This window comes from Zavarzinia sp. CC-PAN008 (genome assembly GCF_051903925.1).
In the GTDB taxonomy this organism is placed as follows: domain Bacteria; phylum Pseudomonadota; class Alphaproteobacteria; order Zavarziniales; family Zavarziniaceae.
In genome coordinates this window covers 2976100-3001868 of sequence record NZ_CP173678.1, presented here as the reverse complement: position 1 = coordinate 3001868, position 25769 = coordinate 2976100, and the positions used below count along the sequence as shown (strand labels likewise).

General features: G+C 68.7%; 23 protein-coding genes. 12 read left to right on the top strand and 11 right to left on the bottom strand.

Annotation, left to right across the window (positions count from 1 at the left end; translation table 11 throughout):
* Nucleotides 1-64 precede the first annotated feature (64 nt).
* The 3 genes from ACI6GS_RS14115 to ACI6GS_RS14105 all read left to right on the top strand — a co-directional run bounded on the left by ACI6GS_RS14115 (nucleotide 65) and on the right by ACI6GS_RS14105 (nucleotide 4162).
* A complete protein-coding gene (locus ACI6GS_RS14115; RefSeq protein ID WP_439814089.1) occupies nucleotides 65-1135 on the top strand; it encodes a Gfo/Idh/MocA family oxidoreductase in 1071 nt (356 codons plus the stop codon).
* A gap of 78 nt (nucleotides 1136-1213) precedes the next feature.
* Entirely contained in the window at nucleotides 1214-2377 is a 1164-nt protein-coding gene (locus ACI6GS_RS14110) for a PA0069 family radical SAM protein (RefSeq protein WP_439814088.1), read from the top strand.
* Nucleotides 2378-2449: 72 nt separating this feature from the next.
* The gene (locus tag ACI6GS_RS14105; protein ID WP_439814087.1) at nucleotides 2450-4162 is read left to right on the top strand and encodes an SPOR domain-containing protein; all 1713 of its coding nucleotides are present in this window, start codon (nucleotides 2450-2452) and stop codon (nucleotides 4160-4162) included.
* A gap of 138 nt (nucleotides 4163-4300) precedes the next feature.
* Here the strand turns inward: ACI6GS_RS14105 and ACI6GS_RS14100 are convergent, their stop codons facing one another.
* Nucleotides 4301-4990, bottom strand: coding sequence for a tetratricopeptide repeat protein (locus ACI6GS_RS14100; RefSeq protein ID WP_439814086.1), 690 nt, complete (start codon nucleotides 4988-4990; stop codon nucleotides 4301-4303).
* 258 nt (nucleotides 4991-5248) lie between these two features.
* Between ACI6GS_RS14100 and ACI6GS_RS14095 the strand changes: the two genes are divergently transcribed.
* Genes ACI6GS_RS14095 through ACI6GS_RS14080 form a run of 4 tightly spaced genes read left to right on the top strand, consistent with a single transcriptional unit; the run spans nucleotide 5249 to nucleotide 10371 of the window.
* The gene (locus tag ACI6GS_RS14095; RefSeq protein WP_439814085.1) at nucleotides 5249-5881 is read left to right on the top strand and encodes a TadE/TadG family type IV pilus assembly protein; all 633 of its coding nucleotides are present in this window, start codon (nucleotides 5249-5251) and stop codon (nucleotides 5879-5881) included.
* Complete coding sequence (locus tag ACI6GS_RS14090; protein ID WP_439814084.1) at nucleotides 5881-6501, top strand: TadE/TadG family type IV pilus assembly protein; 621 nt, start codon at nucleotides 5881-5883, stop codon at nucleotides 6499-6501. Before ACI6GS_RS14095 ends, ACI6GS_RS14090 begins: the two co-directional genes overlap by 1 nt.
* A 37-nt stretch (nucleotides 6502-6538) precedes the next feature.
* Nucleotides 6539-8569: a pilus assembly protein TadG-related protein gene (locus ACI6GS_RS14085; protein ID WP_439814083.1), complete on the top strand. Its 2031-nt coding sequence runs from the start codon at nucleotides 6539-6541 to the stop codon at nucleotides 8567-8569.
* A 59-nt stretch (nucleotides 8570-8628) separates the two neighbouring features.
* Complete coding sequence (locus ACI6GS_RS14080; RefSeq protein WP_439814082.1) at nucleotides 8629-10371, top strand: hypothetical protein; 1743 nt, start codon at nucleotides 8629-8631, stop codon at nucleotides 10369-10371.
* On the opposite strand, the gene ACI6GS_RS14075 is transcribed toward ACI6GS_RS14080, so the two are convergent.
* Nucleotides 10344-12221: a hypothetical protein gene (locus ACI6GS_RS14075; RefSeq protein WP_439814081.1), complete on the bottom strand. Its 1878-nt coding sequence runs from the start codon at nucleotides 12219-12221 to the stop codon at nucleotides 10344-10346. The genes ACI6GS_RS14080 and ACI6GS_RS14075 overlap by 28 nt on opposite strands.
* A gap of 298 nt (nucleotides 12222-12519) precedes the next feature.
* On the opposite strand from ACI6GS_RS14075, the gene ACI6GS_RS14070 reads away from it, so the two are divergent.
* The gene (locus tag ACI6GS_RS14070) at nucleotides 12520-12693 is read left to right on the top strand and encodes a Flp family type IVb pilin (RefSeq protein ID WP_439814080.1); all 174 of its coding nucleotides are present in this window, start codon (nucleotides 12520-12522) and stop codon (nucleotides 12691-12693) included.
* Nucleotides 12694-12919: 226 nt separating this feature from the next.
* On the opposite strand, the gene ACI6GS_RS14065 is transcribed toward ACI6GS_RS14070, so the two are convergent.
* The 8 genes from ACI6GS_RS14065 to ACI6GS_RS14030 all read right to left on the bottom strand — a co-directional run bounded on the left by ACI6GS_RS14065 (nucleotide 12920) and on the right by ACI6GS_RS14030 (nucleotide 21876).
* The gene (locus tag ACI6GS_RS14065) at nucleotides 12920-13864 is read right to left on the bottom strand and encodes a type II secretion system F family protein (RefSeq protein WP_439814079.1); all 945 of its coding nucleotides are present in this window, start codon (nucleotides 13862-13864) and stop codon (nucleotides 12920-12922) included.
* 10 nt (nucleotides 13865-13874) lie between these two features.
* Complete coding sequence (locus tag ACI6GS_RS14060; RefSeq protein WP_439814078.1) at nucleotides 13875-14876, bottom strand: type II secretion system F family protein; 1002 nt, start codon at nucleotides 14874-14876, stop codon at nucleotides 13875-13877.
* A gap of 12 nt (nucleotides 14877-14888) precedes the next feature.
* A complete protein-coding gene (locus ACI6GS_RS14055) occupies nucleotides 14889-16385 on the bottom strand; it encodes a CpaF family protein (protein ID WP_439814077.1) in 1497 nt (498 codons plus the stop codon).
* Between the two features lie 176 nt (nucleotides 16386-16561).
* A complete protein-coding gene (locus tag ACI6GS_RS14050) occupies nucleotides 16562-17785 on the bottom strand; it encodes an AAA family ATPase (protein ID WP_439814076.1) in 1224 nt (407 codons plus the stop codon).
* Between the two features lie 11 nt (nucleotides 17786-17796).
* Complete coding sequence (locus tag ACI6GS_RS14045) at nucleotides 17797-18471, bottom strand: CpaD family pilus assembly lipoprotein (RefSeq protein WP_439814075.1); 675 nt, start codon at nucleotides 18469-18471, stop codon at nucleotides 17797-17799.
* A gap of 5 nt (nucleotides 18472-18476) precedes the next feature.
* On the bottom strand, nucleotides 18477-19916 hold the full coding sequence (locus ACI6GS_RS14040; protein WP_439814074.1) for a type II and III secretion system protein family protein: 1440 nt from the start codon (nucleotides 19914-19916) through the stop codon (nucleotides 18477-18479).
* Between the two features lie 26 nt (nucleotides 19917-19942).
* Nucleotides 19943-21226: a Flp pilus assembly protein CpaB gene (gene cpaB / locus ACI6GS_RS14035; RefSeq protein ID WP_439814073.1), complete on the bottom strand. Its 1284-nt coding sequence runs from the start codon at nucleotides 21224-21226 to the stop codon at nucleotides 19943-19945.
* Between the two features lie 116 nt (nucleotides 21227-21342).
* Nucleotides 21343-21876, bottom strand: a complete 534-nt coding sequence (locus tag ACI6GS_RS14030) for a prepilin peptidase (RefSeq protein ID WP_439814072.1) — start codon at nucleotides 21874-21876, stop codon at nucleotides 21343-21345.
* Here ACI6GS_RS14030 and ACI6GS_RS14025 point away from each other — a divergent pair.
* From ACI6GS_RS14025 to ACI6GS_RS14015, 3 genes are all read left to right on the top strand, one after another.
* On the top strand, nucleotides 21875-22156 hold the full coding sequence (locus ACI6GS_RS14025; protein WP_439814071.1) for a hypothetical protein: 282 nt from the start codon (nucleotides 21875-21877) through the stop codon (nucleotides 22154-22156). The two genes, ACI6GS_RS14030 and ACI6GS_RS14025, sit on opposite strands and share 2 nt — an antisense overlap.
* A gap of 3 nt (nucleotides 22157-22159) precedes the next feature.
* Nucleotides 22160-22789 carry a ribonuclease HII gene (locus tag ACI6GS_RS14020; protein WP_439814070.1) on the top strand — a complete coding sequence of 210 codons (630 nt, stop codon included), beginning with the start codon at nucleotides 22160-22162 and terminating at the stop codon, nucleotides 22787-22789.
* Nucleotides 22790-22966: 177 nt separating this feature from the next.
* Complete coding sequence (locus ACI6GS_RS14015; protein WP_439817971.1) at nucleotides 22967-24028, top strand: site-specific DNA-methyltransferase; 1062 nt, start codon at nucleotides 22967-22969, stop codon at nucleotides 24026-24028.
* A gap of 4 nt (nucleotides 24029-24032) precedes the next feature.
* Here the strand turns inward: ACI6GS_RS14015 and mutY are convergent, their stop codons facing one another.
* Complete coding sequence (mutY, locus tag ACI6GS_RS14010; RefSeq protein WP_439814069.1) at nucleotides 24033-25130, bottom strand: A/G-specific adenine glycosylase; 1098 nt, start codon at nucleotides 25128-25130, stop codon at nucleotides 24033-24035.
* Between the two features lie 47 nt (nucleotides 25131-25177).
* On the opposite strand from mutY, the gene ACI6GS_RS14005 reads away from it, so the two are divergent.
* Entirely contained in the window at nucleotides 25178-25735 is a 558-nt protein-coding gene (locus tag ACI6GS_RS14005) for a DUF721 domain-containing protein (protein WP_439814068.1), read from the top strand.
* Nucleotides 25736-25769: the final 34 nt, after the last annotated feature.

Here is a 25769-nt window from a genome sequence, read left to right as displayed (position 1 = left end):
CCCTTGCCCTGCGCCCTGCGCGCCTGCTACCCAGGTGGCCTGTGGTTGACCTGAACCGGACCTGATGCCCCTGCTCCCCCGGCCCCCGATACGCGTCGCCGTCGTCGGATGTGGCGTCATGGGTCACAACCATCTGCGCATCTATGACCTTCTGCGCCGGTGCGAACTCGTCGCCGTCGTCGACAGCGACCCGCGCAAGGCCGAGCTGGCGGCGCAGCGCTATGGCTGCCGCGTCGTTCCGCATGTCGAGGACCTGGTGGGCCTGGTCGACGCAGCCAGCGTCGTCGTCCCCTCCGCCCTGCATGCCCCGATCGGGACGTTCCTGCTGCAGAACGGCATCCATTGCCTGATCGAGAAGCCGCTGGCCCCGCGGGCGGAAGAGTGCCTGCCGCTGGTCGAGGCGGCGGAGGCACGCGGCCTGGTCCTGGCGGTCGGGCATACGGAGCGCTTCAACCCCGCCGTTCAGAAGCTGGCCGAAATCCTGGCCGACGTGGACGAGGTCCACGCCATCGAGGCGCGGCGCCTGAGCGGCCCTACCGCCGGCCGCATCGTCGACATCGACGTGGTCGGCGACCTGATGGTCCACGATCTCGACATCGTGCTCAGCCTGATCGAGGATCCCGTGGTGAGCGTCCAGGCACAGGGCGTGTTCCGCACCGGCCAGCCCGGACCCGACTATGCCAGCGCCCTGCTCGGCTTCGGCAACGGCTCCATCGCCAGCTTCTCGGCCAGCCGCATCACCCAGAACAAGGTCCGCGACCTCCACCTCTCGACCAGCGAAGGCTTCATCACCGTCGACTATATCGACCAGCGGCTCATCATCCATCGCCAGGGCGACATCCAGGATCCGGCGGCGCAGCTGCCGTCCGGCAACTACGTCCTCGACATCGCCATGGAGCGCGTCCTGGTGCGCAAGGCGGAGCCCCTGACCGAGCAGATCGTCGACTTCCTGGACGCGGTCACGCGCAACCGGGCACCTCAGGTGACGGGTCGCATGGCGCTGGCCTCCATGACCCTGGTCCGTCGCATCCAGGACCAGATCGCCGCGACATCCCCGGGCCTGCGCGGCCTGCCGCCAGCGCGGGCCGAGCCCAGCGCCATCGCCCCGTCCCGCGCCGGCCGCCGCCCCGCCTGAGGACCCGGCGCACGGCGATGTGCCCGGCCACGTCGATGCGTTCTTGTTTTGTTCGTGCCCTTGGTGCACGATGGCGCCATGGTCAGGAACGCGACAGTCGGCGACGGCAGCACGGCAATGCATCGCGAGGCGCGCGGCGGACGCGGCGCCGTCTCCAACAGCTCTGGCCGGTTCGAGCGTGAACAGCGCGTCGCCCTGGACGATGGCTGGGGCAGCCTGGACGCCGTCCCGCCGCCCCTGCGCACGCGGCTGATCCGCGACGCGACGCGCACCGTCATCACCCGCAACCAGTCGCCGGACATCGGCTTCGACCGCTCGATCAACCCCTATCGGGGCTGCGAGCACGGCTGCATCTACTGCTTCGCGCGACCGACCCACGCCTATCTCGGCTTTTCCCCCGGCCTCGACTTCGAGTCGCAGATCCTCTTCAAGCCGGACGCCGCCCGGCTCCTTGAGGCGGAACTGCGGGCGCCCTCCTATCGCTGCGCACCCATCGCCCTGGGCACCAATACCGATCCCTATCAGCCGGTGGAGGCGCAGCTGGAGCTGACCCGGTCCATCCTCGAGGTGCTGGAGACCCACGGCCACCCCGTCACGATCGTGACCAAGTCGGCCCGGGTGACCCGCGACATCGACATCCTGGCCCGCATGGCACGGCGCCGGCTGGCCAAGGTGGCGATCTCCATCACCACGCTGGACCGCCGGCTTGCCCACGCGATGGAGCCGCGCGCCACGACGCCCGAGCGGCGGCTGGAGGCGATCCGCATGCTGGCGCAGGCCGGCGTGCCGACAGGCGTCATGACCGCCCCCGTCATTCCCGGCCTGAACGAACACGAGATGGACGCCATCCTGGAGTCGGCAGCCCGGGCCGGCGCGACGGAGGCCGGCTATGTCCTGCTGCGCCTGCCGCTGGAGATCAAGGACCTGTGGCAGGAGTGGCTGGCCGAGCATGTACCCGACCGCGCGGCGCGGGTGATGCGGCTAGTGCGCGACATGCGCGGCGGCCGCGACTATGACGCCAGCTTTGGCCAGCGGATGACCGGCGGCGGGCCGCTGGCCAGCCTGCTGGGCCAGCGCTTCCGCCTGGCCTGTCGCCGGCTGCGCCTGAACCAGCCGCGCGCCAGCCTGGACAGCACCGCTTTCCGCGTGCCGCCGCAGCCGGGGCAGCAGCTCGACCTGCTCGACCCGCACCGCCCGGCCCAGGCGACAGGCATGCCACAGGATCTGAAGACGATGCCATAGCGCCTTGCAGTGCTGGATCTTTGCCGCGCGGGCGGCCATTCTGGCCAGGCGGAACGTAGCCGGAGTAGCGCGATGAGTGGGGACCAGGGCCGGCCGGGCATGCGCCGCCTGCGCGGCACGTTGAAGGGTCTTGCCGGCATCGGCGTCGCCGCCCTGGTCCTGACCGCATGCGAGACGGTCAACCAGGGCAGCATGCCGGTGCTCAGCACCATCGACGAGGGCGAGGCCAAGGAGCCGACCTACGACCAGATGCTGGCCGTGGCCCAGGCGTCGGAACGGGCGGGCGACCTGCAGAACGCCGCCTCGGTCTACCAGGCGGCGGCGGCCAAGGCGCCGGATGATGTCCGCCCGTTGAAGGGCTTGGGTCGCGTCCAGGTCGACACGGGCGCCGGGGATGCCGCGGTGGCGACGCTGACCAGGGCCCTGGCCCTGGCACCGCAGGATCTTGAGGTCCTGCGCGGCCTGGGCGCGGCCGAGATCGCGCGCAACCGGCCTGACCTTGCCGTGCCCCGCTACGAGGCGGCCCTTGCGGTGGACGGCCGCGACGTGAAGAGCCTGAACGGGCTCGGCGTCGCCCTCGACCGGCTGAAACGTCATGACGAGGCACAGGCCCGCTATGCCCAGGCCCTGGCGATCGACCCCGCCGACGTCTCCGCCGCGAACAACCAGGCCCTGTCCCTTGCGCTTGCCGGGCGGACCGGGGAAAGCCTCACCCAGTTCCGGGCATTGATGCGCGTCCATGGCAACGATGCGCGGGTGCGGCGCAATTATGCCGTCGCCCTGGGGCTGGCCGGACGACTGGAGGAGTACCAGCAGGTCGCGGCCCAGGACCTCGACGCGAAGTCGGTGCAGAACAACCTGCGCGTCTTCGCCGCCCTGAACGGGCTGCCGCTGCCTGCGGCGGCGCCGACCGAACTTGCCGGTGCCGCGCCAGCCGTGTCGCCGCGCTTCGCCATCATCGACGAAGGCGACGCGCTGGGCGGCATGGGCACGCCGTCGCGCCCGGGCCCTCTGCCCCGGATCGTGGCCCCGGGGGGCGTTGTGCTGGGCGGCCCGCCGGCCGGCGCCGCCGCGCCGGTGGCCGAAGCGCCGCGCGCGCCGATCCTGGAACCGCCCGTCCGTCCGCAACCGGCGGCACCGACCGTCGCCGAGGACGATGGCCTGGTGATCGAGCCGGCGCCGGCGGGCGGCGCTGCCGCCCGTGCGGGCATGGACCTGCCCACCATCAGCAGCGGCCCGCCACCGACCCTGTCGGCCGGCTTCGGCGCCGGGGATGCCGCCATGGCCGGCGCTGATACAGCTCCCACTGCCCTGCAGCCGGCGCCCAGCCTGGCCGACATCCTGGACCTGGATGACGGCCGTCCGTCGACGATTTCGGGTGGCGAAGCCGTCTCGGGCCGGACGCTGACCAGCGACATGGTCGCCCGAGCCCGCGCGGCTCAGCAGGCGGCCCTCGCCCCCCCGCCGGCGGCGGCTCCGCTCGACCCGTCGCCCCTGGCCCCGCCCTCGCTCGGCGACGGCCAGTCCACGGTCGGCAGCAGCGGCGGATCCTGGGTGCAGGTCGGCGCCTATCCCAGCGAGGACGAGGCGCAGCGCGTGCTCGACCGCCTGCGCGGCCGCGCGCCCGAGGTGGGCAGCGTGCCGAGCCGGTTCGAGCCGATCACCCGCAATGGCATGCGTCTGGTGCGGCTGCGCCTGGGCCCCTTTGCCAGCGCCGGCGCCGCGACCGAGTTCTGCGACGCGCTCAAGGCGCGCGAGGCGCCCTGCTTCGTTCCCGGCAGTTGACCTCCGCCCACGGCGAGGCCGCGCAGCGCCGATGAACGACGCTTGAAAAGCGAAGGGCGCCAGGATTGCTCCCGGCGCCCTTCCCCCCCTCTGACCTTTTCCCCTCCGGGTCGACAGGCGGCCCCCGCCGCCCGTCCCCTACATCATCGGGTCGAGGTGCACCATCTGGCCGCCGAACGGCTTGGCACCCAATGCCGGTCGCGCCGTATTATAGGCCAGCCCACGATTGGCCATGATGACCGCCAGGTTGTTGCGGGCCACGTCGGCGTCATAGATGCCTGTCAGGACCCGCTCGGCGGCGCCCGTCTGGCCATTGGCGACATAGGCAATGGCCAGGTTCTGCTTGTACTGGTCGGTCGCCTCCGGCCGCTCGGCCAGCGGCTTCAGGACGGCGATCGCCTGGGCCGGATCGCCCCCCATGGCAAAGGACAGGCCCAGGTTGTTGCGGATCGTGGGATCGTCCGGCGCATATTGCAGGGCCTGGTTGTAGAAGCCCTGCGCCGCCAGGTGGTTGCCCGCCAGATCGGCCGCGACGCCGCGGCCGTTCAGGGCCCGCCAGTCGCCGGGATCCAGGGCCAGGGCGGCCATGAACTGCGCCTCGGCCTCATGCGGCTGGTTCAGCGCGGTCATGACCTTGCCCAGGCCGCGCCGGGCCCCGGCCTCGTTCGGGTTCAGGCGGATCGCGGTGCGGAAGGCGTCACGCGCTTCCGGCAGTTCACCCTGCCGGTACAGCGCCTCTCCCAGGCCCAGATAGGCCCCGGAATGGATCGGTTCCGCCTCGATCGCACGACGGTACTGGGCGACGGCCGTGGCGTAGTCCCCATTCAACAGGGCGCGACCAGCGATGCCGTCCGCCTCACGGAAAGTTGAACTCAGTCCTGTACGTGGGCTCGGGATTGGACTATCCTGCGCCTGGATGTACTGGTCGGGGTATGCACATCCCGCCGCGAGCGCCAGGACAAACACGGAAGCGGCAATATTGGGTATGACGCCCTTGCGCATGCTGAACGTCCCGTTTGTTGTGCGTTAAGGCGGGCTTAAACGACGATGCTGAAGATAAACCTAAGATACCCCAGGGGATCAGCGATGGAAAGCATCATCGGGCAGGCCGGGCGTCGCTTTGCGGCCACAGTGCGCGACTTCTGCCGCGACGACCGCGGCGTCGCCGCCGTTGAATTCGCCCTGATCCTGCCGATGTTCCTGCTGCTGACCGTGGGCACCATCGACGTCGCCGCCCTGCTCTATGGCCGCGCCGCCCTGGAAGCCGGCGCCCGCGCCGCGAGCCGCAAGGGCCTGACCGGAAGCACGCCCAACCCTGCGATCAACCGGACCAACGGCGCCTCACTCACGGACATCACGAACGAAGTCAAGCGCTATGCGCGCGGGTTCTTCGACATCACCGACTCGTCGCGGTTCAAGATCTACAGCCGCGTCATTCCCAACTACACTGCTATTCCCGAAATCTGCCGGCGTTTCGAGGCAAACGGCACGACCTGCCTGCCCGCGAACTTCAATGACGAGAACGGCAACGGCGCCTATGACGGTGCGGCTGCCGATTCGACAGGCTGCACTGGCCAGATCGTCTACTACGAGATTTCCTACGACTGGACGCCGTATACGCCTCTTGTGTCCTACGTCATGAATGGCGGTCAGCCGATCCGGCTTCAGGCAGTAGCGGTCGTCCGTAACGAACCCTGGGTCGCGGCGGGGAGCTGCTGATGCGTCGCCTGGTTTCCAGCTTCGCCCGCGAAGAGCGCGGCGCCGTCATCGTCGAGTTCGCCCTGGTCCTGCCGATCCTGGCGGCACTCCTGTGCGGTGTGTACGAAATTTCGACGTACATCCTGCTCAACAACAAGCTGCACCGCGCGGCGCAGAGCGTCGCCTCGCTTGTAGCCCTTCAACAGACGATGCAAGCCGGAACCGCAACGGGCGGCGTCGACACGGTTGCAAACGGCCGCAATGGGCTTGCCCTGCCCTTTGGCGCAGCGGAAGCGATCCTGCGGCCCTTCGGTTTGCCAGCGAACGGCAATACCGTGATTTCGCTCGTCGCCCGGCGGGTGGCGAACCAGCCTGTGCGCGTGGTCTGGCAGCGCATCGCCAATGCCAATCCGAGCGTGGGCAAGATGCCGAACGAGAATGCGGTCGTGACGGGATTCGACACGCTGCTGACCAATGCCGGCTCGTTCACGGTGGTGGTGGACACGTTCTACACTTATGACCCGATCTTCAGCCTCAAGTACTTCACGCCGTTCACCGGACCGACGGTGGCGCTGCATGAACGAGCCGTCTATCAGCCGCGCTTCGCGCGGCTGCCGGCAGCCGACGCCTACAATTTCTGACATGCGACATCCGGGCTTTGCGCGGAGGGATTGACCGATGATGGACCTGTTCAGGCGCCTCGCTGGCGCCTTCCTGCGCGACCAGTCGGGCGGGATTGCCGCGCTGATCGGCTTCATGATCGTGCCGCTGATCGGCTTTGTCGGCCTCGCCGTGGATTCGAGCCGGATCTACATCACACAGTCGCGCATCCAGTTCGCCCTCGACTCGGCCGGCCTGGCCGCTGCCAAGGCCTACCAGGAGACGACGGGCGACGTGGCGACGCGTCAGAACGCGGCCCGCACGGCCGCAACAGCCTACTTCAACGCCAATATGGACCTGGACACCAACGCCGCCAGCCGTCAGGCCCATCTGGTCGAGCGGAATGGCGACGTCCTGCGGGTCCTCGACAACGGGAAACGGTTCCAGGTTGCCGCGTCCATCACCATCCCGACGACATTCATGCGGGTCCTGGCGGTTATGCCCATGGGACAGCAGCTTGGCCCAGTGCAGAACGTGACCATCAACGTCTCGACCGAAGTGACGCGCTCGACCAACAAGCAGGAAATCGTCCTCGCGCTCGACAACACAGGCTCGATGTACGAGAGCTCCTCGGGTCAGGTGCGATTTGAGCGGATGCGCGCCGCTGTCAAGGAAATGGTCAACCTCGTTTTCGACGGATCCGAAGCCGGCTACGTCCGCATCGCGATCGTGCCCTATGCCACGAGCGTCAACATCCGCAACGAAATTCCCTTGTCCGACAACCCGTCCATTACGGCCAATCTTGGTGCTGCCAACGCACGCCTCACCGATGCGGGCCGCACCGTCAGCTTGAGCACCCGGAGGCCACAAATGCTGGACCGCTGCCCAGGCAGCGCCGCGTATTGTGCCCGTCCGACCAGTTCGACCTACAGCACGGGTTATGCCAGCGACGCCGCACTGACTGCGGATTTCCTGCCCGGTACCAGCAATTGGGCATGGCGCGGTTGCGTGGAGGATTCCCCGGCCGATCCCTCAATCACATCAAGCTCCTGCAGCACCACATGCACTGGCACGCTGCCCGTTACGTCGTGCACCACCACCTGTGCGATGGCGAACTCGGTCAATGATACCTATAGCAACATGAGGTTCTTCCCATTCCAGTATGCCAGCACCATTGGTGTTACAACCAATTATACATTTACTGGAACTCAAGGCTCCCAGAACTGCATCACGACGACGTACACTGCGATCGGTGTTAATAGTTCGACGCCTCCTCGGAATGATTTTGTTCCTGCCCAATCCGATTCTTGGCGCTGCACAAGCGGTGGAAGCAGGCAACAGCAGACGCCCTGCATTTCCGACGCCTTCGAAGGGGCGCCGATCTCGACCATCAACTTGAACACCGGATACAACAACTGGGCTGGTGGGAACAGTGGTAGTCAAAGGTACTGCCAAGTTTTCAGCAGCAACGTCAAGGTCGGCAATGGCAACTCCGCCTCTGCCAACTACAGTTATACCGTCGGGCCAAACACGAACTGTCCTGTACCGATGCTCGCCCTTTCGGGCAATGCTGCGCAGATCAAGCGGGCGCTCGACCATATGCAGGCGGGAAATGGCGGCGGAACGCACAATGACTATGGCGCCCGCTGGGCGCTCCGCATGCTTTCGCCGAACTGGTCTTCGTTCTTCGGCATGACCACTGCGGCAGCGGCCTTCAACGATCCCAATGTCGACAAGGTCGCCATTCTCCTCACCGATGGCGACAACAACCGCACGCCATATGGCGGCCACGGATACCAACCCTATAATGGTCGGACCATCAACGATGGCCGGGCTGGCAGCGGCACGGACTCCGCGCTGGATGCACTTCAACTCCGAGCGTGCGAGGCCTTGAAGGCAAGTGCATATAATGTCCAGGTCTACGGCTTCACCGTCGACCTTGGTTCGAGCTCTGACGAGACGTTCCAGAAGAGACTGACGTGTGCCTGCTCTTCTGGCACAACTGTCGAGGAAAAGAACAAATACTGCGCCAATGTTACAGGCTCCGAGCTTCAGGATCGGTTCCGACAGTTGGCTGCCGACCTGCGCACGTTGCGGCTGTCCAACTGAGCGCTGACACGCCACCGACTGCAATCGCGGGCCGTCGCTCCCCTGGGGGCGGCGGCCTTTTGCTGCTGGTGCTGCTGGGCTTCTGCCTGATCCAGGCGGTCGCGGTGGCGACCGGGATCAGCCCGGTCCTGAAGCATCGGCTGGTCGATGGCGATGGCTACATGTACCTGCTCCGGGCCGAGGCGATGACCGAGCCGGGGCCTGCGGCAGGTCCCGCCCGCATCAACCTGCCCGAGGGCGGTGGGCTGCACTGGACGCGGCCTGTCGACCTGGTCCTGCTGACGGGCGCGCTGTGGCTGTCGCCGCTGATGCCGCTGCACGAGGGCCTGTTCGTGTGGGGGGCCGCACTGTCGCCGCTGCTGGGCGGGCTGACCGTGCTTGCGCTGTTCTGGGCCACGGCGCCGCTGCTGGACCGGCGCGGGCAGGCCCTGGCCGGGCTGCTGTTCATCGTGCAGAAGGCAAGCCTGGACATCTTCCTGGCCGGGCGGCCCGATCATCATGCCCTGGTCGCCCTGCTCAGCGTCGTCGTCATCGGCGCCGCGATCCGCATGGCGCTGCGGCCCATGGCCTTGCGGCCGGCGCTGCTGGCCGGCGGCGCCACGGCGCTGGCGGTGTGGACGAGTGTCGAGGCCCTGCTCCCGCTGGCCGGTCCCACGGCGGCCCTGGCCTTTGCCTGGTGCGCCCGGGGCGAGGGGCGGGCACGGGCGGGCACCCTGTGGTTCGCGGTCGCGGCCCTGGGCAGCCTGGCGGCCTGGGGGTTCGAGGCAGCGCAGCGCGACCCCGGCACCCCCCTGCTCGACAGCCTCTCGCCCGTCCATGTCGGCCTGCTGACGGGCGCCGCCATCGCCTTCGCCGCGATGGACCTGGCAGGGCGATACCTTGCCCGGCCGGCCGCGCGCCTCGTCGTCGCCGCCCTGTGCGCCGGCCTGGCCCTGGCCATGATCGTCATCCTGGCGCCCGGCTTCCTGGCCGGGCCCTATGCCGAGATCGACCTCAGGCTGGGGCCGCTGTGGCTCGACCATGTGTTCGAGAACCAGCCCCTGTGGGGGTCGTCCGGCACCAACCTGTCGCTGCCCGCACTGCACGCCCTGCTGCCCCTGCTGGCGATCGGCTGGGGCATTGCGCGCGTGTTGCGCCGCGATGCTCAAGCGCCCGGTTGGGGCGTTCTGCTGGCCGGCGCGCTGGTCACCTTCGTGCCGATGCTGTTCCATCTGCGGCTCAGCGGACACGTCCAGGTCTTTGCCGCCCCGCTGGCCGCCGGACTGGCGCTGGCGGCGTCGGCGGCCCTGGGGGCACGCCTGCGGCCGCCGCTGCGACTGGTGGCCATGTCCCTGCCACTGCTGGGGCTGGTCCTTGGTCCCGCCTTCCTGGCGGCGGCGCTGCACCGGCCGGCGGCGCGCACGGCGGCGGCCGCCCGACTGCCCTGCGACATGATCCGGCTGGGCCCCCTGCTGGACCGGCAGCCGCCACGGCAGGTGGCCAGCCTGCTCTTCGCGGCCCCCGAACTGCTCTATTCCTCCAACGTCGCGGTGCTGGCGGGCCCCTATCACCGCATGGCCGGCGCGATCGTCGATACCGTGGCGCTGTTCCAGGCGGCCGACGATGCCACGGCGCGCGCGATCATGACGCGGCGCGGACTGGACACCATCGCCTTCTGCCGCACCGACCGTGAGTTCCAGCGCTATGCCAGGCCCGGCAGCTTTGCCGAAGCGCTGGCGCAAGGGGCCGTCCCGTCCTGGCTGCGCGTCGTTCCCCTGCCCCAGGGGTTCGAGGACTATTCCGTGCTCGAACGCGTGCCCTGATGGAGCACCCGGTACAGGCGGAAGCCCTGCTTCTCGGCGGCAGGCGGCAAGGCCAGTGGGGCAAGCCAGGACCGGCTGCCGCCTGAGAGCAGATCGTGCGCCAGCGTGCCGTCCGCCTCGCCATTCATGCGCGGACAGAGCAGCAGCAGGTCGACCCGGCGCCGGTCCAGCACCGCCCGCGCCGCAGCGTCATCCGTCGCACGGTACACCGTGTTGGTGTCCAGGATGCCATCCACATTGCGGTGATAGGGCGTCCCGATCACACGCATGTCGGTGCGATAGACGAGTGCGGGCGACAGGTTCATGGGTGCCAGGATCGTCAGCTTCGTGTCGCCGCCGGTGGGCGCCCCGACCAGGGCGGCATCGTTCAGCGCGGGGGTGATCGCCGTCGGCGTGCACGCCGCCAGCTGCCCCTTCATCCGCTGCGTCTCCAGGCCCTGGGCGCCGGCCTGCAGCACCAGGCTGGCAATGTCGGTCCCCAGGACGATCAGGACGATGGCGCCGACGCGCGCCACGCTGCGCAGCGCGTCGGACACGCGCCACCGGTCGATGCCCCGCTCCGCCAGGCCGACCAGGCCGGCAATGGGCTGTGCCAGGGCAAAGCCCTGGTAGACCGTCCAGCGCACCTGCATCAGGCCAAGGACGACATAGACCGCCGCGAACAGCGCGACGGCCGCCTCGCCCGACCGGCACCATCCGGCAAGGCCCTTCTCGCGGATCGCCAGGGCCACGCCCAGCGCCGCCACGGCGACCGGACCCAGGAAGAGGATGATCTTGCCGCCCTCGTCGTCATAGCTGAGCAGGGGGCGCATCTCCCGCACCTGCGCCAGCCAGACGTCCCACAGCCGGCTGTCGACGCTGGCCAGGGGCCCAGCGGCCAATTGCGGGAACAACGCCAGAAGCCCTGCCCCGCACGCCCCGACCACCAGCACGGCCACGGCCGTCCGGGCCGGGCCACTGAAAAGCCGCGCCTCGACCAGCCACAGGCCCGCCCACGCGGCCAGCGTCGCCATGGCACAGCCCAACTGCGGCAGCGAAACCTTGTCATAGGCGATGGTGCTCCAGGCCGCAGGCGGATACTCGACGGCAATGGCCAGCGCGATCACCGCCGTCATCGCCAGGGCGTGCATGGCCCCGAAACGGGCGCCCGGCCGCTGCCCCAGCAGCCAGCCCAGGCCGAACACGACGTTCGCAATCGCTGCCGCCACCAGGACTTCCGGCGCGGCCCAGATGCCGAGGCCGAGTGCGCCGCCGGACAGCACCGCCAGGCCGCCACGCCCCTCCTCCCCCCGGGAGGTCCGCACCATGACGCCCAGGGCCAGGATCGCCACCAGCAGCAGCAGGCCATGGTGATCGGGTCGCCCGGGCATCATGTAGCCCCACAAGGTCGGCTGGGCGAGCAGGGCAAGAACCAAGTGGCCCTGGCGGCGGACCACGGGCGCCATGGCCCAGCAGCCGGCAAAGGCCAGGGCGACATGGAACAGGGGCGCGATCGCCACGCCCCACCAGTGCAGGGCGGCCGAGAAGCTTCCCGTCAGCGGCTGCAGTGCCCAGGCGCCCAGGAGCAGCAGGACATCCAGCAGGCGGGTCCAATGCTGGTCCTCGCCAAAGGGCGCGTTGCTGTCGTGCAGCGTCGAATCCCACCAGCCGCCCGTCGCATGCAGCTGCAGCACCCGCTCCAGGCGCATGTACCCATCCACCTCCAGCAGGCTGCGGCCATCGCTCAGCAACTGGAACCCGAACACCCCGTAGATGAGCAGGATCAGGAGCGCGTAGAGGCTGGCCGGGACAAGCCAGGTGCCTGGACCACGTCGAATGGGTGCCTGTGCAGCGGGGCGGGGCATGGTCACGACAGGTCGACCAGCGCCGGAAAGTGCGGAGAACTCATCGCAAATGCCCCTCACCTTCGATCGCGGAAATGTGAGCCCGCGAGATTAAGAATTCTTTCATGGGTTGCATCTTGCGGATTTGGCTTCATTGCAAATCCCAGGAGCGCCGCATTAGCCCTTCAAATCATGGAGTTTCTTGGGGGAAAACTTCTCGCTTGACATCCCCCGGAATAAATCACATTGTCGTGACCACGGGGGCTTCACGGGCTCGTGAGGCAAACGGCATCACATAGACCGGCCCACAGGCCAAGGAGATCCCATGTCTCTCTTTTCGCGTTTTCTGAAGGACGAGAACGGCGCCACCGCGATCGAGTACGGCCTGATCGCGGCGCTGATCGCGGTTGCCATCATCGCGGGCGCCATCGCGGTCGGCGAGAACCTGAACGAGCTGTTCAGCGACGTTGCGGGCCAGGTCGACGCGGCGATCAACTAAGACGCCGGTCCATCGGACCAGGAAAGGGCCGCTCCCCGGAGCGGCCCTTTTTTTTGCGCGATGGCTGTTTGTGGGTGGCTGCCTGTGGATACCCGCATCGCCCCATCCCGGTCCGTTGGCAATGTGGAAGCCGTGCAACGGCCCAGCCGGCGGCCGGAGGTCGTGACACCCGCGTGAGGGTCCAGGGGTGCTGTCAGAGAGCGGGCCGCGGCGGGCCCGCGCCCAGCTACTTCATCGCGTGACGCACAATGATCGATGCCGGCCCGATCAGCACGACCATCAGCGTCGGCAGGATGAAGATGATCAGCGGCACGGTCATCGTCGCCGGCAGGCGGGCCGCCTTCTCTTCCGCGCGCAGCAGGCGTTCCTTGCGGAACTCGTGGCTCAGCACACGCAGGGACTGCGCCAGGGACGTCCCGAACTTTTCCGACTGCAGCAGGGTCGTCACGACGCCACGCGCCGCTGGCACGTTCACGCGCTTGGCGAAATTGCGCAGTGCTTCCCGTCGATCGGGCAGGAACGTCAACTCGATCCGGGTCACCGCCAGCTCCTCGGCCAGGAGCGGCCAGCTCATCACCAGCTCCTTGGCCACGCGGTCGAGCGAGGTGTCGAGCGACATGCCGGATTCGGCGCAGATCACGAGCAGGTCGAGTGCATCCGGCATGCCCTTCTCGAGCAGCTTCTTGCGCTTGTCCGCCTCGTTCTTGACATAGATGTTGGGCCCGAAGAAGCCGAGAGCCATGAAGGCCAGCGTTCCCGCTCCCTTCCAGAACGGGCTCTGCCAGCCAAAGGTGTTGGCAACCCAGAACACCAGGATGCCCAGGGCGGTGAACAGGACCAGCAGGACCAGCTTGGAAATGACGAAGATGACCAGGGCATCGCGCGAGCGGAAGCCGCCCTGCGACAGCCGCTCCTGGATCTCCTGCGACTTCGTTCCCGTCACCAGGCGCAGGCGCTTCACGATCTGCGCGAGCGAGGTCAGACGCTGCCGCCGCTCCAGGGCACTTTCGCCCCCGCCGCGATTGACCAGGTCGCTGTAGAGGCGCGAGCGGTCCGCTTCCAGCTGGCCCAGCCGGCGGCTCATCGGATTCGACTTCCGGGTGGCCAGGAGCACCGCCGCCACGCCGCCGACGGCCATGAGCACGATGATGGCAAGGACGAAGGTGTTCATGGCAGGTCGCTCAGATCTCGAAGTTGACCATGCGCCACATCACGAAGAAGCCGATCGACAGCATCGTGAAGCCCACGCCGATCAGGATGTGGCCGAACGGATCCGTGAAAAGGTTCATCAGGTAGTTCGGATTGGTCACCATCAGGATGCCGGCGGTCACGAACGGCAGGGCGCCCAGGATATAGGCGGACGCCCGCGCCTCCGACGATAGTGCCCGGACCTTGAGGCGCAGTTCCTGCCGCTTCCGGATGATGTCGGACAGGTTCTCCAGCGTTTCCGCCAGGTTGCCGCCGGTGTCGCGCTGGATGTTCAGCGTGACGACGAAGAAGCGGAAATCCTCGATGCCGATGCGCTCGACCGCCTCCAGCAGGGCGTCCTCGAGGAGGATGCCGATGCGCAGCTTGTCGGCGATCAGGCGGAACTCCTCACCCACCGGGTCGGCGACCTCCGTCCCGACCGAGATCATGGCCTCGCTCACCGGGATACCGGCCTTGATCGCGCGCACGATCAGGTCCAGCGCATCCGGGAACAGCTTCAGGAACTTCTTGCTGCGCCGGCTTTGCGCGAAGTTCAGGAAGAGGTTGGGCATGAAGAAGCCCACCGCACCGCCCACGGCCAGCGCGATCAGCAGCGGCATGCCGGCCACGAAATAGACCAGCGCCGCGGTCACGGCCGTCAGCAGGAAGCAGCCGAGCAGGAACTCCGTCACCGAGAAATTGAGGTTGGCCCGCATGATGCGGGCCTTCAGCTGGCTGACCCGCGGGGTGGAGGTCAGCACCTTGTCCAGGCTGCTGGCCGTGCGGCCTTCGTCGCGGCGGACGCTGCCATCGCCCACTGGCTGGCCCGGTGACGCGGTCAGCGGGTTGAACGCACGGTCGCCCGCCGCCACCCGCTGCATGCGCTGGGACACGCGGCGCGCCGGATTGCGGGTCAGGCCGGAAGCGAACGCCAGCATCGCCGCGGCGGCCAGCACCGCCACGAAGACGATGATCGGGATCAGTTCTTCCGACATGACGCGGCGTCCTCAGGTCATCGCGAGCAGCAGGGCGCGATCAAGACCGTAATAGGCGGCACGCGACGCGAAGGCCGGGCGCACGCCCGACGTCTTGAATGCGCCGATCAGGGTGCCGTCACGGTTTTCGCCCTGGAACTCGAAGTTGAACAGGTCCTGGGTGGTGATGACATTGCCTTCCATGCCGATCACCTCCGTCACGTTGGTGATGCGGCGGATGCCGTCGCGCATGCGCTCGACCTGGATGATCAGGTTCACGGCGCCCACGATCTGCTGGCGCACCGCGGTGGTCGGCAGGTTGACGCCGGCCATTGCCACCATGTTCTCGATACGGGTCAGGGCGTCGCGCGGCCGGTTGGCGTGGATCGTCGCCATGGAGCCGTCATGGCCCGTGTTCATCGCCTGAAGCATGTCCAGCGCCTCGGCACCGCGGACCTCGCCCACGATGATGCGGTCAGGCCGCATGCGCAGGGCGTTGCGGACCAGGTCGCGGATCGTGACCTCGCCCTGCCCTTCGATATTGGGCGGGCGGCTTTCCAGGCGCACCACATGCGGCTGCTGCAGCTGGAGTTCGGCTGCGTCCTCCACCGTCACGATCCGCTCCTGCGGGTCGATCAGGCGCGACATGGCGTTCATCATCGTCGTCTTGCCCGAGCCCGTGCCGCCCGAGACGATGACGTTGAGGCGCGCGGCAGACGCGATCTGCAGCACCTTGGCCAGGTTGGCCGACAGGTTGTTCTGCTGGACCATGATGTCCAGCGTGATCGACTTCTTGGCGAACTTACGAATCGACAGGCAGGGCCCGTCCAGCGCCAGGGGCGGCACCACGATATTGACGCGGCTGCCGTCGGCCAGGCGGGCGTCGACCATCGGGCTCGATTCGTCGATGCGCCGCCCGATCCGGGTCGCGATGCGCTGGCAGATGTTCAGGACATGCGCGTCGTCGCGGAACACGACGTCGGTCTGCACCAGCTTGCCCGCGCGTTCGACAAAGACCTTGTTGTAGCCGTTGACCAGGATGTCGTTGACCGAACCGTCGTCGAGCAGCGGCTCGAGCGGGCCCAGGCCCACCATGTCGTCGACGATCTCGTGCGCGACCTGGCGCTGCTCCCGCTCGTTGAGCTGGATGCGGCTCTCGGTCGTGATCTCGTGGACCAGCTTCTCGATCTCGCGCTCGAGCTGCGGGCGCGGCAGGCGGGCCGCGGCGGCAGGATCGATGCGCGGCATCAGGATGGCGCGGACACGCTCCTTGAACGCCACCATGGTCGGCGAGCGCGACGGTGCGGCCTGCGGCCCGGCGGCCGCGTTGCCGCCCTGGCCATAGCCGCCCGACGGCGGCGGCATGTTGCCGCCCATGTCCGGCTCGGCCAGGGCGCCCTCGCCACGCTGGCGCACCGGCAGGTGATCGGAGCGACCGTCAGGCCCCTCGAGCAGACGCCGGGACTGGGCCGCACTGGCCGCCCCGGGAAGCTCGTCCATTGGAGCCTTGCGCTTGCCGAATCCTGCCATGACCCGAAACCCTTCTACTGCGTCGACCAGACAGCCGGAGCCGCCTTCCCCGGACAGGGTCGCGTTGACAGATTAACACAGCCTTCACGCTGGGACAGGAATTGCCCCAGGGTCAGCGAAGGCCGTCACACATCAGCACGGCCGCGGGCAGGGCCACGGCCCCTGGGCCGCAGGTCTCAGCGGCCCAGCACCTTCGACAGCCAGCCGCCGCGCCGGGCATCCCCCGCACTCAGGCCGGCGCCGCCCAGTTCGGCCGCGATCTTGCGCGTGCCGTCGGCCAGGGTGCCGCTGCGCGCGGCAACCGGCTCGCCCACATTGGCAGCTTCCAGCGCGCCCACCGGATCGAACGGGACGATGGCGTCGATGCGCCGGCCCAGCGCCTTCTCGAACTCGCTCTGGGCCAGTTCACCCTTGCGATAGGCACCGGTCCGGTTGCCCACGACGATGACGCGGTGGCTGGGACTGTCCTGGTTGATCAGGCCAACCAGGCGTGCCGTATCGCGCACCGCCGCCAGGGTCAGCTCGGTCACGATGACCGCGACCGAGGATTGCGACAGCACGAAGCGCGCGACCGCGGGATCGGAACGGGGGACGTCGACCACCACATAGTGGAACTGGTTGCGCAGGATCCCCAGCAGCCGCTCGACGCCCTCGGTCTTGTAGAGGATGTCGTCGGTCAGTGGTTCCTCCGAGCTCAGCACGAACAGGCGCTCGCCGTGACGTGCCATCACGCGCTCGACGAACAGGCTGTCCAGGCGGGCCGGGTTCTCCAGCGCGTCACGCAGGCCGTGGCTGGGCTTTAGGTCCAGCATCAGCGATACGGTGCCGGTCTGCAGGTCGAGGTCGAGCAGCGCCACGCGACGCGACTTCTCATTGGCCAGCGCCCACGCGGCATTGACCGCGAAGGTGGTCGAGCCGACGCCGCCGCGCGCGCCCATCACCGCGATCAGGCGGCCGGTGCGCCCACCCTGGGTCCGAGGGCCGGTGGCGGCGACATCCGCCCGCTCCGCCGCACCGCTCAGGGTGCGCGCCAGCAGGTCACGATTGATCGGCTTCACCAGGTAGTCGGTGACGCCGACATTCATCAGGTCGCGGAACAGGCCGACATCGTTGCGTTCGCCGATAGCCAGCACGCTGACCCCCGGCTCGCACACCTCCGCCAGCATGTTGATGTCGCTGACCGGCAGGTCGGAACCCGACAGGTCAACGATCAGCAGCTTCGGCGAGCGCTTCTTCAAAAGGTAGTCGACCGCACTGCGGACATTGCCGCGCAGCACCGTCGCATATGGCAGCAGGAGCTCGGACACCACGGCCTTGACGACCGACTCCGTTTCCGGGTCGCTCACGAAGGCGAGATAGTGGTCCCGCTTCTCCTGGTCCTCCTTGCCCTTGGCCGTCATCGGGCGGCTCCTTACTCTGAGGTGCTCAGGTTGCGGTCGATCTCCTTCACCTGATCCCTCCTGTAGCGATCGATGGCTGCAGCCTCACGCGTTGCATCCGCGGGCCCGATCGGCTGGCCGATCAGGAGATCGCGCGGATCAGCGACCATCAGACCCAGATTGGTGGTCGTGGCGCAGCCCCAGTTGCTTGCCACCAGTTGCGGATCGCCCGCGCCCAGCGGCACAGACCAGTCAGGGCAGGCGGGTGGCACGACGACGTAGCGGGCGAACTCCACGCGGTACTGCGCAGGCCGCCCACCGGCCGCGGGGGCTCCGCCCGAGGCGACGCCGATCCGGTCGGCGGGCACGCCGAGGCGAACCAGTTCCTGCCGGATTGCCTCCGCGCGCGCGGCGCCTGCGGGGTCGTTGGGTCCGGCGACGGTGACGTAGAGCGCCTCGGGCGAGCCGACGGTGCCAACCGCGTCGGCCAGGCCCGCCCGGGCCCCCTCGCCCAGGGTCGTCTGCTGCGCGACGAAGCCCACCGTATAGGGCACCGACACCCGCTCGACCTTGTTGGTCTTCGGATACTGCGCCAGCGATGGGGTTGCATCGTTGGGCTGGATCGCGCTGCACCCGGCCAAGCCGACGGCGGCGATAAGGGCGGCCAGGGTTCCGGTCACCGCCCGGGAGCGAAGGGAGATGCGCACCGTCGTCACTCCACGATAAAGCCGGACGGGCCGACCAGGGTTGTGCCCCCCGTCCCGATCGCCGGCTGCGGCCCGGGCTGCGGCGTCACGCGATTGAGCCGCTCGGCGATGATGCCATCAAGCTCGCTGGACGCCTGCAGGCCATCGGTCGGGGTCTGCATTGTGCCGGACACCGGATTGACCAGATAGGGCGTGGCCAGGATCACCAGTTCGGATTCGTTGCGCTGGAACTCGCGCGAGCGGAAGAGCGGCCCCAGGATCGGCAGGTCGCCCAGGCCCGGCAGCTTCTGGATCGAGGTATTGATGTTGTTCTGGAGCAGGCCGGCCAGCGCGATGCTCTGCCCGCTGCCCAGCTCCACCGTCGTTTCCGCCCGACGCGTGCTGATGGCGGGCAGGACGATGTTGTCGAGGACCACGGCACCCGCTTCCGGGTTGGTGGTGACCGAGCTGACTTCCGGCCGGATCCGCATGCTGATCCGGCGGTTGTCGAGCACGGTCGGCGTGAAGGCCAGGCTGACGCCGAACTGCTTGAACTCGATCTCGATGTCGCCGTCGTTGGACGAGGCGGCAATGGGGAACTCGCCACCTGAGAGGAAGCTGGCCGTCTCGCCCGAAAGTGCCGTCAGGTTCGGCTGCGCCAGGACGCTGACCAGGCCTTCGCGCGACAGCGCGTCAATGAAGCCGTCGACGCTGTTGGTGCCGTCATCCCACTTGCCGAAGAAGCCGCCTTCGCCCCGTTCAAAGCCGACGCGCCCCTCCAGGTTGTTGAAGTCGCGGCCATTGGCGAAACCGACCAGCACATTGTCGCCGCCGATCGCGAACACCGACTCCCAGTTGAAGCCGAGGCTGCGAGTCACCGAGCGGCTGACCTCCGCCACCTTGACGCGGATGTTGACCTGCGTCGGGCTGCTGACGGTCAGGCGGTTGATGACCTGCTCGCGCGTCGAGTTGACCAGGAAGCCCTGCGCCGCGGCGCGGACATTCTCGGCGATGGTCGCGTTGGCCACGCTGCCGCTCAGCACGATCGCCTGCGGCAGGGAGGTGACGGTGACGTTGCCGCCCGGATCAAGGCTGGAGATCACCTCGCGCAGGGTCGAGATGTCGTGGATTACCGTGACGTCAAGGTTCACCAGGACCTTGTTCTCGGCCGTGGCGGCATAGATCACCGCCTTGCCCGGCGCCTTGGCGTAGACATAGATCACGTTGGCGCTGTTCGCCTGGACATCGACGATGTCCGGATTGCTGACGAACACTTCCGAGATCGGCTCGCGCACCCGGACCACCTGGGCGCTGTTGACCTCCATCGTCACCTGCCGGCCCGATGCGGCTTGCGCCGCGCCCGCCGTCGCGACCAGGACGCCGATGACACAGAGTGCCGCCAGTGCGCTTGCGACAACGCCGCCCAGCTTCGCGCGGACACGGCCGCCTTCAGCCTGAGACCACATCCCCTGCCCCCCGTTCCCTGTTGGGCTCAGCGCGTGGGCACGGCCGCAGCCGTACCCGCGGCCGCCGCACCTTGGGCTGCACCTGTTGTAGACTGGCGCTGTGCCGCCACCGCGGCGGTTGCTGCCGCGGCTGCCGCGCGATTCATCTCGGCCTCGTTCTCCTGCACGGCGATCGCCTGCCGGCTGGCGCCCCGCAGGATGACGATCGTCGGCTTCTCCTCGCGGGCCTTCTGCTCCTGCTGCTGCTGCGTCTGCGTGCCGAACGGCCCGGCAATGAACGAGATGGCAGAGGAGACGTCGGTGTCAGGCGTGAAGGGCAGGATCGGCGCCCCCGTCGCCGGGTCGATCGCCAGCTGCCCAGGCGCGGCCGAGGGTGCTGGCGGCGCGGTGCCGATGCCGCCCGCCGGTGCAGGCAGGCCCGGCACGCCGCTTGGCGCCGTGCCACCCGACAAGGCCGATGCCGGCACCGTGCCCGGGGGCGTGGCCGCGTCCATCATGGTGCCCAGGTTGCCGCCCGACGGTGTGGCGTTCGCCTCCTCCGGACCGGCATCGCCGATCCCGGTATCGCGAGCGAAGGCGCGCAGGCTGAGCGTCAGCTCGCCCAGGCGCGACGCGACCGACAGGCGCTCGGCATCCTTGGGCGAGACTTCGAGCGTGACCGTGCGCGGCACGCCGGCACCGCCCTGCGCCTGCTGCTGGCCGCCGTCCTCGGCGACCGGCATGCGGCTGGACAGGCGCTGGTCCATGGCCAGGATGCGCACGCCGCGCAGCACCGTCTCGCCGGCCGTCACCTCGCCGCGCTGGCCGTCGCTGACATTCTGGATCTGGATGCGGTTGATCAGGATCACGTCGACCAGGTCGCCGGGTGCCACCAGGCCCGCGACGATGGACGACGCGCTGACGTCGATCGAGACCGCGCGCTGGCCCGGCTTCATCACCGCGGCCAGGAAGCCGCTGTCGGTCGGGCGGATGATGTCGCCGCGGGTGATCGGCTCGCCCGCATTGAAGGCGCGCCGCGCGATGCCACCGACCAAAGCGGGCTTGTCGGTGTCGCCGCCGCGCACGAAGTAGAAGGCTGGCGGCTCCTCCCCCGGCCAGGGCTGCCAGACGAGGCTGTCCTCCTTGAGGAAGACGCCGATCTGGATCGGCGTTGCCGCCACCAGGACTTCACGCTGCTGGACCGGCGCCGGGGCGGCAGTCTGCTGCACGACCGGCTGGGGCTGGGCGCGGAAATAGTTGCGTGCAAACAACGCGGCGCCTGCGGCAACCACGAATGCCAGCACGATGACCAGGATCTGTCTCGCCCGCATGACCCCCTCCGCCCTTAACGCGGCTCTACTTCATTCAGCATATGAGACTGACGCCGCATATACCATGGTACCAGTGGACATTCCAGGAAACGCGTCACACTCATGTCACAGCCCGGTCACGCCGCAGTCCCCAGCGCGAGGCGTCGGCCCAGCACCAGGATGACGCCGGCGGCGATCGCCACGGCATAGGAAACGGGGCGCTGGGCAGACGCCGTGCGCGCGCCCGGACCCAGGCCGATGGCGCTGCGAACGCGGTCGAAGCCCGCCCCCATCGCCAGCTGCAGACCCAGGAACCAGGGCCGCGCCATCCAGATGAAGAGCGCGAAGACGCCCCCCGCGAGTGCCATCACGAGCAGCGCCGCAATGAAGTCCTGCGTGGTGCTGCAATAGAGGACCGATGCGGCAAGCAGCTTGGCATCGCCCCCGCCGAATGCCCGCACCGCGAACAGGATGAAGGTCACCACCAGGGTGCCGCCGCCGAACGTCAGCCCGTTGACCCAGTTGAAACCGGTCGCCGTCAGCGCGTACACCGGAAACGTCGCGATCAGGACCAGGACCAGGGCGTTTGGAATGGTGGCATAGGCCACGTCGTGCAGCGCCGCGACGAGCAGGACCAGTATGACGAAGACGAGGATGCCGGACGCGATCATGCTCGACCTGTCCACAGCCCTGCCTGACGATGCCCCCCGGCCACACGAAACCCCCTGCCATCGCGCCCCCGACCTTGATCTGGAAGCTGCCAACGTCGATTCGCTGAGAAATCAGATTAACTGGGATTTTCCTTTCCCAAGTGTTAATCGCCTGACAGCCCGTGGCTTTGAAGCAAGTCAAGGTGTATTTCCGCCCCTTGATGCATCCATGACACAGTGCATTTGTGGACACAGCGCCAACCCCGCGGCCAACCCGCAGGCTGTGGCGGCGGGGCGCTGACCAATGCCCGACTTTCGGTTTGAGGACGCGGTTGGCGGCCTGGTCGCCGGCATCGACGAGGTTGGGCGTGGCCCCCTGGCGGGGCCCGTGGTCGCTGCGGCCGTGATCCTGCGGCGTGACGCCGTTCCCGAGGGGCTGGACGATTCCAAGAAGCTGAACCGTGCGACGCGCGAGCGCCTGTTCTCCGACCTGCGCCGCTCGGCGGTGATCGGCGTGGCGGCGGCGTCAAGCGGCGAGATCGATCGCGTCAACATCCTGCAGGCGACCTTCCTCGCGATGGCACGCGCCCTGCACCGCCTGCCCCAGGTGCCCGACCATGTCCTGGTCGACGGCAACCGGGCCCCGCCGCTGCCGATCGGCAGCACCTGCGTGGTCGCGGGGGACAGCCTGTCCCTCTCGATCGCTGCGGCATCGGTGGTGGCCAAGGTCGTGCGCGACCGCCTTATGGAACGGCTGGCGTTGCGCCATCCCGCCTATGGCTTCGACCGCAACGCTGGCTATCCGACGGCGGAACACCGGGCCGCGCTGCTGAGCCTGGGGCCCTGCGTCCATCACCGGCGCAGCTTTGGCACGGCACGGCTGGCCCTGGCGCAGGTGATGCTTCCCGGACTCACCACAGATGGTTCCGGTTGACACGCCATTGACCGCCGAGTCGCGAAGAATCAGAGTGACTTGGCCATGAGCCTTGAACCATCGAACCAACATTCCTCCGCCGCTGCCGAGGGCACTTCCAGCCGGCCTTCCACAGGTGCTGGCCGGACCCGCGCCCTGCCGCTCGACCAGATCATCCAGGGCGACTGCATCGCCGCCATGGCTACGCTGCCGGACCGGTCGGTCGACCTGATCTTTGCCGATCCGCCCTACAATCTGCAGTTGGCCAATACCCTGGTGCGGCCGGACAATTCGGTCGTCGACGCGGTCGACGACGACTGGGACCGGTTCGAGGGGTTCGCCGCCTATGACACCTTCACCCGGGCCTGGCTGGCGCAGGCGCGCCGGGTCCTGAAGGACGAGGGCGCCCTCTGGGTCATCGGCAGCTACCACAACATCTTCCGGGTGGGTGTCGCGGTCCAGGACCTCGGCTTCTGGGTGCTCAACGACGTCATCTGGCGCAAGTCGAACCCCATGCCCAACTTCCGCGGGCGGCGCTTCACCAACGCGCACGAGACGTTGATCTGGTGCGCCAAGCACCAGGCCCAGCGCAAGTACACGTTCAACTACGATGCGCTGAAGGCCTTCAACGACGACCTCCAGATGCGGTCCGACTGGCTCATCCCGCTGTGCACGGGGGCCGAACGGCTGAAGTCCGACGGGGCAAAGGCACATGCCACGCAGAAGCCGGAGGCCCTGCTGCACCGGGTGCTGCTTGCCTCCACCCGGCCGGGCGACGTGGTCCTGGACCCCTTCTTTGGCACCGGCACCACCGGCGCAGTGGCGCGGCGCCTGGGACGCCGCTTCATCGGCATCGAGCGCGAGGAAGCCTATGTGAAGGTCGCGCGGGAGCGCTTGGCGGGCATCGTCCCGGCCGAGGCGGAGGCCCTGGCCGTGACGCCCAGCCGGCGCGAGGCAGTTCGCATTCCCTTTGGCGTCCTCGTCGAGCGTGGCCTTGTGCCGCCCGGCACCGTCGTCTTCGACCAGCGCCGCACCTGGGCGGCCAAGGTCCGCGCCGACGGCACGCTGGTCAGCGCCCAGGCCAGCGGCTCGATCCATCATGTCGGCGCCCAGGTGCAGGGTGCGCCGGCGTGCAACGGCTGGACCTTCTGGCACCTGGACTACAAGGGCAAGACCGTCCCCCTCGACGCCCTGCGGGCCCAGGTGCGCGCCGAGCTTCCGGCTGCGGGCGGCCTGCCCGGCGGCGCCATCGCCCATTGAAGGCTCAGCCGCCCGCGCGCAAGGCATGGGCGGCAGCCTTGGCCATCAGGGCGGGCAGGCCGGCCTGGTCGATCTCGGCGATCGGCACCCAATAGGTCCCGCGCGGCGCCAGGGCGAAGCGCAGGCGGGCGCGGCGCACTTCGAGTTCCAGCGAGAAGTGGGTGAAGACGTGGCGCACAGCACCCGGAACGGCACGCCAGTCGGCGGCCAGGGGCGGCATTTCGGCCGGCTCCCCCACCACCCACTCCCCTCCTGGCAGTTCGGGCATGCCGCCCAGCAGGCCCTTGGGCGGCCGCCGCCGCAGCAACACCCGGTCCATCCCGTCGCGCAGCCAGTAGACGATGCCGCGCCGCGTCGGCTTTGGCGCGCGGGCCGCCTTGCGCGGCAGGTCGGCCGCCAGGCCGGCGCGGAAGCCGGCGCAGTGCGGCCGCACCGGGCACAGGGCACAGGCGGGGCTGCGCGGTGTGCAAAGGGTGGCGCCCAGGTCCATCATCGCCTGCAGCAGGTCGCCCGGCCGTGGCCCACGGGCCAGGGCTGCGGCCGCCTGCGTCACCCGGCGCCTGGTCTCGGCCGGCGGCTGGTCCACGGCCAGAACGCGGGCCAGCACCCGCTCGACATTGCCGTCGACCGCGCCCGCCTCGATGCCGAATGCGATCGCGGCAATCGCTCCCGCCGTATAGGCGCCGACGCCCGGCAACGCGCGCAGCGCCGCGACATCGGCGGGAAAGCGCCCGCCCCCCGCCGCCACCGCCTGGGCACAGGCATGCAGGTTGCGGGCACGGGCGTAGTAGCCAAGTCCCGCCCACTCGCGCAGGACCTCCTCCTGCGGTGCCGCGGCCAGCGCCCCGACATCGGGCCAGCGCGCCAGGAAGCGCGCGAAATAGGGCGCCACGGCCGCGACCGTCGTCTGCTGCAGCATGATCTCGGACAGCCACACCCGATAGGGATCGGCGGCGACCCCGGGATCGGCGCGCCAGGGCAGGCGCCGGCGCGCCGTGTCGTACCAGGCCAGAAGGTCGGCCCGCACATCGGGCAGGCTGCGATCCGGGTCGCATTCACTGGGGGGCCCCGCTTCGCCGGGTGCCGCGGCTTTCACCATCATCGCGCCACAATAGTCGGCAAGCCTCGGCCACGCTAAGGTCCGCCCCGATGTCCCCCGTGCCCCCCACCGCGCCCCGCTCCCCCCGCACCAAGGCGCCCAAGGCACGCGCCGCCGCAGCACCCGCGACCCGCTTCCAGGGCCCGCGTCCCCTTGGTGCCTGCGTCGCCCCGGTGATTGCACCGGCGGCGCGGCGCCAGGGCTTTGCCCAGGTCGAGCTGCTCAGTCGCTGGCCCGCGATCGTGGGCGAGCGGATGGGCCGCAGCACCGCGCCGGTCAAGCTGGCCTGGCCCCGGGGCCGCGAGGAGGGCGCCACGCTGCACATCGTGGCGACAGGCACGGCGGCACTGGAACTGCAGCACAGTGCCGGCGTGCTGCTGGAACGAATCAACGCCTATCTGGGGTTTCGCGCGGTCGAGCGCCTCGCCATGGCCCAGGGCTATGCCGGGCGGGCGCCCGCCCGGCCGCCCCGGGCCGCCCCGTCCCCCGCCAGCACGGCCCAGGCGGCCGACCTTGCCGCCAAGGTCCAACCCGGCCCCTTGCGCGACGCCCTGGCGCGCCTGGGGGCAGAGGTGCTCCAGACCGAATCCCTCCATACCAGGAGATGACATGCAAGCCTTTACATCCACAACATCTTGTGAT